Raw genomic sequence first — 10,093 nt, 5'->3', positions numbered from 1 at the left:
GTGGTCGGGGCCTGGGTGCCGAAATAACGCTGGAGCAGCGCGCGTGCCAGCGGGGTTTGCCACATCAGGCGGCCATCACTGACCCGCACCGTGATGCTGGCGTAGCCAAAGGCATCCAGCGCGCTCCTGGCCTGGCGTCGCTCGCGTGCACTCTGCAGGTGCACGGCCATGCGCGCCAGCACCTCTTTGGGCTTGATTGGCTTGGTCACATAGTCCACCCCACCACACTCCAGCGCCGCCACCAGGTAGTCGGTGTCGAGCAGGCCGGTCATGAACACGATCGGGATGTGGGCGGTTTGCGCCATGGCCTTGAGGCGGCGCGCCACCTCGAAGCCGTCCATGCCAGGCATCATGGCGTCGAGCAGGATGATGTCGGGCAGCACTTGCACGGCGCGCTGCAGGGCGGCCTCACCGTGGGTGGCCACCAGCACGGTGTAGCCGGACTCGTCCAGCGCATCGTGCAGCATGGCCAGGTTGTCGGGCACGTCGTCAACAATCAGCACCACGTCGCTGTTGGCACGGTTGAGGGTGCGTTCCAGCAAGGGAGCGTCAAGCAGCGGTGGCGGTTTAGTCGGCATGGTGCAGGTCCAGTTGGCGCGACATGGATTCAAACTGGAACTGGCGAGCCAGCTCACGCATGCGGGCCACAAACGGCGCGTGGTGCTGGCTGCTGGCCTCAATCAGGTCCAGCTGGTTCAGCACCCCACGGTAATAGCCCAGCGCCACCAGTTCGCGCAGTTTGTCAAGCTGCTGGCGTGGTGGCTGCACCAGCGTCGCCGCGGATGCCGCTGACGCGCTCACCTGGGGGGTGGGTGTCTCCAGCCAGCTCAGGTTCAGGCGGCGTTCCAGCCAATCCAGCAGGTCAGCATGACGCACCGGTTTGACGATGAAATCTTCACTGGGAATGCCCACATCGTTGTCCAGCCCGCGGTCAAAGGCGTTGGCCGAGACGATGGCGATGCAGGGCAAAGGCGGCGGGCTGTTGGCCTGCAGCTGGCGCAGCCGCCGGATGGTCTCCCAGCCATCAATGCCCGGCATGGCCAGGTCCATCAGGATGGCATCGGGCCGGTAGCCGGCCACCAGCAGGTCCAGGCAGTCGTGGCCGCTGGCGGCGGTACGCATCTCAAACCCCAGCGGCTGCAGCAGCTTGACCAGCAGCTCGCGGTCGGCCTCTTCGTTGTCCACCACCAGCAGGCGCCGACGCACCCCGGCATACCCCAGGCGCGCCCGTGGGCCCCAGCGCCGATGCGGGTGGTCGCTGGCCTGGTGGACCTCGGGCAAAAACAGCTTGACCTTGAAGGTGGAACCCAGCCCGGGGGTGCTGGTCACCGACATGCTGCCCCCCATCAGGTCGGTCAACATGCGCGCAATGGTCAAACCCAGCCCGGCCCCCGGCGCGGCCACACCAGCACCCTGGGCGCGGGCAAAGGGTTCAAAAATGCGCGTGAGTTCCGCCGCTGACAGGCCCGGCCCAGTGTCTTCGATCTCGATGGCCGCCATCTCGCGGGCATAACGCAGGCGCAGGGTCACCCGCCCCTGCGCGGTGAACTTGATGGCGTTACCCAGCAGGTTGATCAGGATCTGGCGCACCCGTTTTTCGTCAGCCCGCACCACCTGCGGCAGGGGGCCGCTGATGTCGCAGCAAAACGCCAGGCCCTTGGCCTGCGCCTGCAGCTCGAACAGGCCAGCCAGATCATGTACAAAGTCTTCGAACGGCATGGGGCTGACGTTCAGCGTCAGCTTGCCACTCTCGATCTGGGCCATGTCCAGCGTACCCTCAATCAGCGACAGCAAATGCTCGCCACCGCGCTTGATCACGTTCACCGCCTGTTTGCGGTGCGGCGGGATACCGGCATCTTCCCCCATCAGCTGCGCATAACCCAGGATGCTGTTGAGCGGTGTGCGCAGCTCGTGGCTGATGGCGCTGATGTAACGGCTTTTGGCCTGGTTGGCCAGATCAGCCGCCCGGTGAGCCTGCTCTGCCGTCTGGCGCGCCTGATCGGCCACCTGCTTGGCCTGTTGCAGCGCTTGGTCAGTCTGGCGGTGCAATTCGATTTCGCGCATCAGCAGCCGGGTTTGCCGGTTGGACTCTTCCTGCGCCACCTGGCGGCTCTGGTGCGCCAACACCACCCACCAGGCCACCAGCCCGGCAATCAGTACCAGGGCCATGTAGGCTTTGACAAACCCGGAGCGCAAGGCGTCCAGCGCGGCCTGCAGCGTCGGCGCATCCGCCGCGGTCTGCGCCAGCAGGCGCGTCTCCTGGTGGTACAGCAGACCAAACACCGCCGCCAGCAGCGGCGCGATCACCAGCATCCACATCACAAACGTGCCCAGGCCCTTGTCCAGATAGGCCCAGGCGGCGCGTGGCAGCAGCCAGTGCAGCCAGACCGACCACTGGCGACCCAGCGTGGCGTGGGGCTTGCATAGGTCACCACAACGCGCATCGAGCGTGCAGCACAAGGAGCAGATTGCCCCCTGATAGGCCGGGCAATGCGCCATGTCAGGGGCTTCGTAATCGTGGCCGCAGATCACACAGCGCTTGAGCGGGTACAGCGCACCGGCGCCCGCCTCGGCGCGCTCCCCCGCGGCGCCCAGGCTTTGGCGCGCCAGGTAGTAACGGCCCCGGGTCGCCCAGGCGATCAGCGGCGAGGCCAACAAGGCCGTGCCCAGCGCAATCAGCGCCGAAAAGGCCTGTGCCAGCGGCCCGAACAATCCCAGATAGGCCGTGACCGACAGCAACGAGGCCAGTGCCATGGCGCCCACCCCGACCGGGTTGACGTCATACAAATGGGCGCGCTTGAACTCGATGCCCGGTGGCGACAGACCCAGCGGCTTGTTGATGATCAGGTCCGCCACCACCGCCATCATCCAGGCAATGGCGATGTTGGAATACAGGCCCAGTACATCCCCCAGCGCGGCAAACACATTGAGTTCCATCAACACGCCCGCAATCAGCGTGTTGAACACCACCCACACCACGCGACCGGGGTGGCTGTGTGTCAGGCGCGAGAAAAAATTGCTCCAGGCCAGTGAGCCGGCATAGGCGTTGGTGACGTTGATCTTGAGCTGCGACAGCACCACAAACAGGGCCGTGGCCGCCACCGCCCAGCCGTAATGTGGAAACACATACTCATACGCCGCCAAGTACATCTGGTTGGGGTCGACCGCGCGCTCCAGCGGCACGGCGTGGCTGATGGCCAGGTAGGCCAGCAGCACCCCGCCCAGCATTTTGAGCACGCCCAGGATCACCCAGCCCGGCCCGCCCGCCAACACACCCAACCACCAGCGGCGCCGGTTGGCCGCGGTGCACACCGGCATGAACCGCAGGTAGTCGGCCTGCTCCCCCATCTGGGTCATCAACGCCACCCCGACGGTCAGCGCCGCACCAAACAAAGGCAGGCTGAACCCCTCGGCGGCGCCCTTCTCACCAACATAGTGCAACACCCCGGAAAACGCACCGGGGTCGCGCAGCAGCACATAGACAAAGGGCACCAGCAGCAACAGCAGCCACAGCGGCTGAGTCCAGACCTGCAGGCGGCTGATGGTGGACACCCCGTGGGTCACCAGCGGAATCACCGCCAGCGCACAGATGAGATAACCCCAGCGCACCGGGATGCCCAGCGCCAGCTCCAGCGCATAGGCCATGACGGCGGCTTCCAGCGCAAAAAAGATGAAGGTGAACGAGGCGTAGATCAGCGAGGTGATGGTCGAGCCGATGTAGCCAAAGCCGGCACCACGTGTCAGCAGGTCCATGTCCACGCCGTAACGAGCGGCATACACGCTGATCGGCAGCCCGGCCAGAAAAATGATCAGGCCGGTAGCCAGGATGGCCCAGAACGCATTGACAAACCCATACTGCACCAGCAGTGTGGCGCCCACTGCCTCCAGTATCAAAAACGCAGCAGCCCCGCCAAGCGCTGTCTGGGCGACACGCCATTCCGACCACTTGCGAAAACGCTGCGGTGCAAACCGCAGGGCGTAGTCTTCCAGCGTTTCACTGGCCACCCAGCCGTTGTAGTCCCGGCGCACCAGCGTGATGCGCTGGGGGGCATGGGGTTCGGCTACGGGGGTAGGGGTGGGGAGAGACGCGGTGTTCACACCCTGGCTTTGCAGTATTCATGCCACGCCAGACCCGCACGGCGATCCCTCTGGGCTGCGAAAACTCAGGCACGGCTTTTGCGTTATGAGCTGTATGGAACTAACACCGCGAGAGAAAGACAAGCTGTTGATCTTCACCGCCGCCCTGCTGGCCGAGCGCCGCAAGGCCCGCGGCCTGAAGCTCAACTACCCAGAAGCCGTGGCCCTGATCAGCGCCGCCGTGATGGAAGGCGCGCGTGACGGCCAGACCGTAGCGCAGCTGATGAGCCACGGGCGCACTATCCTGACCCGCGCCGACGTGATGGACGGCATTGCCGAGATGTTGCCCGACATCCAGGTCGAGGCCACCTTCCCCGACGGCACCAAGCTGGTCACGGTGCACCAACCCATCGTATGAACACCCCCGGCCTGCCCAAAGACCAGCCCCATTTTGAAGCGTCAACCTCAAGGACTTGAATGAATCAAAAACTCAAATTAGCTATTGTTTTTATAGCTACATATGCTTTATCCACCCGGGCCAACGCCCATTTAGGCACCGAAATCTCGGTTCACGCGGGTTTCTTCAGCGGTTTCACTCATCCCTTGCAGGGCCTGGACCATCTGGCCACCATGGTGGCCGTGGGCCTGTGGAGCGCCCTGAGCGCACGCCGCGCCGGGCCGGAGTTGTTATGGGGGCCGCTGGGCTTTGCCAATATGCTGCTGCTGGGCGCCATGCTGGGCGTGGAAGGTCTGGCACCGCCGACGGTGGAGCCGATGATTGCAGCCTCCTTGCTGGTGCTGGGCCTGCTGGTGATCTCGCGCCTGCGTCTGCCCGCTGGGGGCGCTGCCGCCCTGGTGGGGGGGTTCGCCCTGTTTCATGGTGTGGCGCATGGCCTGGAGTTGAGCAACAGTGCCCATGCCTTTGAGGTGCTGGCGGGCCTGCTGTGCGCCACCTTGCTGCTGCACGCCAGCGGCTTGGGCCTGGGCTGGGCGTTGCGCCGCAGTCCGCTTTGGCTGCCCCGCGCGGTGGGTGCTGCCGTGGCCCTGCTGGGCGGCGCGCTGCTGCTGCAATTGGCCTGACCTGTTTGGCGCAAAGGACACTGCATGATCCCCGGAGAAATCATTCCCCTTGATGGCGAACACACCCTCAACACCGGTCGGCGCACGCTGACGCTGGTGGTGACCAACACCTCAGAGCGGCCGATCCAGGTCGGCTCGCATTACCACTTTGCCGAGACCAATGGCGCCCTCCAGTTTGACCGCATGACGGCACTGGGCAAGCGGCTGAACATTGCCTCAGGTGCCGCAGTGCGCTTTGAGCCGGGCCAGCAGCGCACGGTGGAGCTGGTGGACTACGCGGGTGAGCGCATCGTTTACGGCTTTCGTGGTCTGACGAATGGCCCCGTTGACGCAAGCAACCAGGGAAAGCGCTGATATGGCAAGCATTGGACGACGCGCTTACGCAGAAATTTTTGGCCCCACCGTAGGCGACCGGGTGCGCCTGGCCGACACCGAGCTGCTGATCGAGGTAGAAAAAGACTACACGCTGCTGGCAGGCAGCTACGGTGAAGAGGTCAAGTTCGGTGGCGGCAAAACCATTCGCGACGGCATGGCGCAAAGCCAGCGCACCCGTTTTGAAGGCGCGGTCGATTGTGTGATGACCAACGCCCTGATCCTGGACCACTGGGGCATCGTCAAGGCTGACATTGGCTTGAAGAACGGGCGCATCGTCGCCATCGGCAAGGCGGGCAACCCCGACACCCAGCCGGGGGTGGACATCATCATCGGCCCCGGCACCGAAATCATCAGTTGTGAAGGCAACATCGTCACCGCCGGCGGCATTGACTGCCACATCCACTTCATCTGCCCGCAGCAGATTGAAGAAGCGCTGGCCAGTGGTGTCACCACCATGATGGGCGGCGGCACGGGCCCGGCCACCGGCACTTTTGCCACCACCTGCACACCGGGTTCCTGGAACATCGAACGCATGCTGCAAGCCGCCGATGCATTCCCGATGAACCTGGGTTTTCTGGGCAAGGGCAACGCCAGCCTGCCTGCGGCGTTACATGAGCAGGTCAACGCCGGAGCGATTGGCTTGAAGCTGCATGAAGACTGGGGCACCACCCCGGCGGCCATCAGCAACTGCCTGGACGTGGCCGAAGAGACCGACGTGCAAGTCGCCATCCACTCCGACACACTCAACGAATCCGGCTTTGTGGAAAACACCATCGCCGCCACCAAGGGCCGAGGACTCTGCGCCTTTCACACCGAAGGGGCCGGTGGCGGCCATGCGCCAGACATTTTGAAAGTGGTCGGCCAAGCCAACTTTTTGCCCAGCTCCACCAACCCGACCATGCCCTACACCCAGAACACGCTGGACGAGCATGTGGACATGCTCATGGTTTGCCACCACCTGGATGCCGGCATAGCCGAAGACCTGGCCTTTGCCGAAAGCCGTATCCGCAAGGAAACCATTGCCGCCGAAGACGTGCTGCATGACCTGGGTGCCATCAGCATGATGAGCAGCGACAGCCAGGCCATGGGCCGCGTCGGTGAAGTCATCATCCGCACCTGGCAGACGGCGCACAAGATGAAGGCGCAGCGCGGCTGGCTGCCACCCGCGTCCGGCACGGGCGCGGACTCGGCGGACAACAGCAACCGCAACGACAACTTTCGCGCCAAACGTTATGTGGCCAAGTACACCATCAACCCGGCGATTGCCCATGGCATCAGCCACGAGGTGGGCAGCATTGAGGTCGGCAAATGGGCCGATCTGGTGGTCTGGAAACCGGCCTTCTTCGGCGTGAAACCGGCGCTGGTTCTGAAAGGTGGCTTCATTGCCCTGGCCGCCATGGGCGACCCGAATGCGTCGATCCCGACCCCGCAGCCGGTGCATTACCGCCCGATGTTTGGCGCGTTTGGCGGGGCGGTTGCCAAGGGGTCGCTGACCTTTGTGTCCCAAGCCGGGTTGAAGGCGGGCATCCAGGCGCGTTTTGGCCTGAGCAAAACCCTCAGCGCCGTCAGAGACATCCGTGGCGTGCGAAAAGCAAACATGGTGCACAACAGTTACCTGCCCACCATGGAGATCGATGCCCAGACCTACAGCGTGCGTGCCGATGGCCAGCTGCTGACCTGTGAGGCGGCAGTGAGCTTGCCGATGACGCAACGCTATTTCCTGTTCTGAAAACCATGGACATCCGCATCGACGATTTGCAAGGCAGCGCCATCCAGGCCTTGCTGCAAGTGCATCTAAATGCCATGCACGAACACTCACCACCGGAGAGTGTGCATGCGCTGGACCTGGAAGCCCTGCGCCATCCGTCCATCACCTTCTGGACAGCCTGGGACGGCGAGGATCTGATGGGCTGCGGCGCCCTCAAACAGCACAGTGCCAGCTTTGGCGAACTCAAGTCCATGCGCACCGCCAGTGCCCATGTGCGCAAGGGCGTGGCGCGGGCCATCCTGCGGCACATCGAGTCCGCCGCACGGGCCAGAGGCATCCAGCGCCTCAGCCTGGAAACCGGCCCCCACGCGCCCTTTGCGGCGGCGCAAAAGCTGTATGCGAGTGAAGGGTTTGTGGAATGCGGCCCGTTTGCCGACTATGTGCTGGACCCGTACAGCCTGTTCATGACCAAGGTGCTGGCGTAACGCTTAGCGGGCTTGTATATGCTGACGAATCCATTGGGCAAATGCTGCTTCTTCGATCTCGCCTGCGGCCACGGAAAGCATGGTCATCACACATTCGACATCATTGGCAAGCAGGTCAAATCCATTCAATGCCAAAAACAGTTCGGTTGCCACAAAGGCGGTGCGCTTGTTGCCGTCAATAAAAGGATGGTTACGTGAGATGCCATAGCCGTAAGCCGCTGCAAGGTCGGCCACATCCGGGGTGCCGTAACAGGCAAGTTGCTCGGGGCGGCCCAATGCCGATCCCAGCAAATTGGCATCGCGCAAGCCAGTGCCACCGCCATGTTCTGCCAATTGCTCTTCATGCACCGCATGAATCAGCGCCGGCTCAAGCCATGCCCAAGTTTGGCGCTCGGCGCTCATTTGGCCAACTCGCGCAAGACATCACGGCGCTTTTTCATGATGCGACGGGCTTCTGTCATTTGCATGTCGAACGTTGGGTCGTAAGGCGTGAGCATGATGCCATTGGCGGCATCGCTCAGAAACAGGGTGTCGCCTTTTTCCAGGTTGAGGCGCGCCAGCACCTCTTTGGGCAAGATCACACCGACCGAGTTGCCGATTTGGGTGAGTTTGAGTGCTGACATGGCTTGATCCTTGACTGTTATAACGATTGTTATATTATCAAGTTTTTCCTTGACACGCCACCACTTTCACAGAGTCCACCGCCTATGTTGCACATCTCCAAACTCATCCCTCAAGGCGCAGGTCTGGCCGCCGCGTTGCTCAAGCGCGCTTGTCACGTGGAGCTGGACTGGGAGGTACGCCAGAAAAGCCGTTTTGAAGCCACCGACTCCACTGGTCGCCAGCTCGGTATTTTTCTGCCGCGCGGCACGGTGGTGCGCGGCGGTGACGTGCTGGTGGCACACGATGGCTCGCTGATCAAAGTCTGGGCGGCCCCGCAAGCCGTGCTGAAAATCACCCACTGCCCCGAACACGGCACGCCGTTTGACCTGATTCGCGCCGCCTACCACCTGGGCAACCGCCATGTGCCAATTGAACTCAAGCCCGATCACCTCAAAATCGAACCCGACCATGTGCTGGCCGACATGCTGCACGCCATGCATTTGATCGTGAGCGAGGTGAATGAGCCGTTTGAACCGGAAAACGGCGCCTACGCCACTGGCGGGCACTTTGGCGGTCACCACCACGGCCACGAGCATGACCACGATCACAGCCATGACCACAGCCACACGCCACCGGATGACCCCGCCGCACCCCATGTGCATGGCCCCGGCTGCGGCCACCATCACTGATGCCCCATGCAAGACAGCAGCCTGATGCAGCTGATGTGGCTGGCCTCCCCGGCTTTGCCGATTGGCGGTTTTTCCTACTCGGAATGCCTGGAGGCTGCCGTGGAGTCTGCGCGGGTAACGACCGAAACAGAAGCCTCCGACTGGCTGGCCGATCAGCTCCACAGCACGCTGGCGCGCGCTGACCTGGCGGTGATTGCGCAGGCCATTCCCGCCTGGCAGGCGCAAGACCACCGCCGCATTGCCCAGCTCAACGCCTGGGTGCTGCAAACCCGCGAAAGCAGTGAACTGCGTGCGCAAACCGAACAAATGGGCCGCAGCCTGCTGGACTGGTTGCGCAACCACACCACGGCCAGCACCGCCCAAATCGGCCTGCTGGCCACCCAGCAGCCGACCTACCCGCTGACTTTTGCCCTGGCCGCCAGCAGCACCGGCGCGCCGCTGCGCGACTGCCTGCTGGCCTGTGCCTTTGGCTGGGCTGAGAACATGGTGCAAGCCGCCATCAAGTCGGTGCCGCTGGGGCAAAGCGCCGGGCAGCGCATCCTCTCCAAGCTGGCCGCAGAGATTCCCGCTGCCGTCGATCAGGCGCTGGCGCTGACTGACGACACGCGCCAGGCCTTTTCCCCCATGCTGGCCATCCTGAGTGCTCAGCATGAAGTGCAATATTCAAGACTTTTCAGGTCCTAGCCCGGATAAAACAAGCGCTGATAGCTATATATTTGATAGTAACCAAGCCATGAACACACCCCTGCACCACATCCAACACCGCAGCAAACCCCTGCCCCCCTTGCGCGTGGGGATTGGCGGCCCGGTCGGCTCCGGCAAAACCACGCTGTTGGAGATGCTGTGCAAAGCCATGCGCGACAAGTACGATCTGGTGGCCATCACCAACGACATCTACACCAAGGAAGACCAGCGCCTGCTCACGGTCAGCGGCGCGCTGTCGGCCGAGCGCATCATGGGGGTGGAAACCGGCGGTTGCCCGCACACCGCCATCCGCGAAGACTGCTCGATCAATCTGGAAGCCATCGACCGCATGCTGGTGGACTATCCCAACGCGGACATCGTGTTTGTGGAGT

At 63.2% G+C, this 10,093-nt stretch carries 12 protein-coding genes; 8 read left to right on the top strand and 4 right to left on the bottom strand.

Annotation, left to right across the window (positions count from 1 at the left end):
• Both PHW99_RS16355 and PHW99_RS16350 read right to left on the bottom strand, forming a co-directional pair.
• Window positions 1–578, bottom strand: a 578-nt coding sequence (locus tag PHW99_RS16355; protein ID WP_300180029.1) for a response regulator, incomplete at its 3' end; no start/stop codon positions are given.
• Window positions 568–4,098 (bottom strand): ATP-binding protein, encoded by a 3,531-nt coding sequence (locus tag PHW99_RS16350; RefSeq protein ID WP_300180026.1) that lies wholly within the window; start codon window positions 4,096–4,098, stop codon window positions 568–570. The genes PHW99_RS16350 and PHW99_RS16355, both read right to left, overlap by 11 nt.
• A gap of 94 nt (window positions 4,099–4,192) precedes the next feature.
• On the opposite strand from PHW99_RS16350, the gene PHW99_RS16345 reads away from it, so the two are divergent.
• The 5 genes from PHW99_RS16345 to PHW99_RS16325 are packed head-to-tail and all read left to right on the top strand — an operon-like array spanning window position 4,193 to window position 7,725.
• On the top strand, window positions 4,193–4,495 hold the full coding sequence (locus PHW99_RS16345; protein ID WP_300180021.1) for an urease subunit gamma: 303 nt from the start codon (window positions 4,193–4,195) through the stop codon (window positions 4,493–4,495).
• A gap of 59 nt (window positions 4,496–4,554) precedes the next feature.
• Window positions 4,555–5,157: a HupE/UreJ family protein gene (locus PHW99_RS16340; RefSeq protein ID WP_300180018.1), complete on the top strand. Its 603-nt coding sequence runs from the start codon at window positions 4,555–4,557 to the stop codon at window positions 5,155–5,157.
• Window positions 5,158–5,181: 24 nt separating this feature from the next.
• Entirely contained in the window at window positions 5,182–5,511 is a 330-nt protein-coding gene (locus PHW99_RS16335; RefSeq protein WP_300180015.1) for an urease subunit beta, read from the top strand.
• Window position 5,512: 1 nt separating this feature from the next.
• Entirely contained in the window at window positions 5,513–7,261 is a 1,749-nt protein-coding gene (gene ureC / locus PHW99_RS16330; RefSeq protein WP_300180012.1) for an urease subunit alpha, read from the top strand.
• Window positions 7,262–7,266: 5 nt separating this feature from the next.
• The gene (locus tag PHW99_RS16325; RefSeq protein ID WP_300180009.1) at window positions 7,267–7,725 is read left to right on the top strand and encodes a GNAT family N-acetyltransferase; all 459 of its coding nucleotides are present in this window, start codon (window positions 7,267–7,269) and stop codon (window positions 7,723–7,725) included.
• 3 nt (window positions 7,726–7,728) lie between these two features.
• Here PHW99_RS16325 and PHW99_RS16320 read toward each other — a convergent pair whose 3' ends face one another.
• Together PHW99_RS16320 and PHW99_RS16315 are read right to left on the bottom strand one after the other, a co-directional pair.
• A complete protein-coding gene (locus tag PHW99_RS16320) occupies window positions 7,729–8,127 on the bottom strand; it encodes a type II toxin-antitoxin system death-on-curing family toxin (RefSeq protein ID WP_300180006.1) in 399 nt (132 codons plus the stop codon).
• Window positions 8,124–8,348: an AbrB/MazE/SpoVT family DNA-binding domain-containing protein gene (locus tag PHW99_RS16315; protein WP_300180003.1), complete on the bottom strand. Its 225-nt coding sequence runs from the start codon at window positions 8,346–8,348 to the stop codon at window positions 8,124–8,126. Before PHW99_RS16315 ends, PHW99_RS16320 begins: the two co-directional genes overlap by 4 nt.
• Window positions 8,349–8,432: 84 nt before the next feature.
• Here PHW99_RS16315 and ureE point away from each other — a divergent pair, with 84 nt between their 5' ends.
• The 3 genes from ureE to PHW99_RS16300 all read left to right on the top strand — a co-directional run.
• Window positions 8,433–9,017: an urease accessory protein UreE gene (gene ureE / locus PHW99_RS16310; RefSeq protein WP_300180000.1), complete on the top strand. Its 585-nt coding sequence runs from the start codon at window positions 8,433–8,435 to the stop codon at window positions 9,015–9,017.
• Between the two features lie 6 nt (window positions 9,018–9,023).
• Window positions 9,024–9,701, top strand: a complete 678-nt coding sequence (locus tag PHW99_RS16305) for an urease accessory UreF family protein (RefSeq protein WP_300179997.1) — start codon at window positions 9,024–9,026, stop codon at window positions 9,699–9,701.
• 49 nt (window positions 9,702–9,750) lie between these two features.
• Window positions 9,751–10,093 (top strand): GTP-binding protein (locus PHW99_RS16300; RefSeq protein WP_300179994.1); only part of this gene is annotated, 343 nt, incomplete at its 3' end.

Source organism: Rhodoferax sp. (assembly GCF_028689305.1).
Classification (GTDB): domain Bacteria; phylum Pseudomonadota; class Gammaproteobacteria; order Burkholderiales; family Burkholderiaceae_C; genus Rhodoferax.
This window is presented reverse-complemented; position numbering and strand designations above follow the sequence as displayed.

What these genes read in the sequence shown, in the direction of transcription:
- ureC (WP_300180012.1), top strand. Translation starts at nt 5,513, where the DNA reads ATGGCAAGCATTGGACGACGCGCTTACGCAGAAATTTTTGGCCCCACC.
- PHW99_RS16320 (WP_300180006.1), bottom strand. Translation starts at nt 8,127, where the DNA reads ATGAGCGCCGAGCGCCAAACTTGGGCATGGCTTGAGCCGGCGCTGATT.
- PHW99_RS16315 (WP_300180003.1), bottom strand. Translation starts at nt 8,348, where the DNA reads ATGTCAGCACTCAAACTCACCCAAATCGGCAACTCGGTCGGTGTGATC.
- PHW99_RS16335 (WP_300180015.1), top strand. Translation starts at nt 5,182, where the DNA reads ATGATCCCCGGAGAAATCATTCCCCTTGATGGCGAACACACCCTCAAC.
- PHW99_RS16325 (WP_300180009.1), top strand. Translation starts at nt 7,267, where the DNA reads ATGGACATCCGCATCGACGATTTGCAAGGCAGCGCCATCCAGGCCTTG.
- PHW99_RS16345 (WP_300180021.1), top strand. Translation starts at nt 4,193, where the DNA reads ATGGAACTAACACCGCGAGAGAAAGACAAGCTGTTGATCTTCACCGCC.
- ureE (WP_300180000.1), top strand. Translation starts at nt 8,433, where the DNA reads ATGTTGCACATCTCCAAACTCATCCCTCAAGGCGCAGGTCTGGCCGCC.
- PHW99_RS16340 (WP_300180018.1), top strand. Translation starts at nt 4,555, where the DNA reads ATGAATCAAAAACTCAAATTAGCTATTGTTTTTATAGCTACATATGCT.
- PHW99_RS16305 (WP_300179997.1), top strand. Translation starts at nt 9,024, where the DNA reads ATGCAAGACAGCAGCCTGATGCAGCTGATGTGGCTGGCCTCCCCGGCT.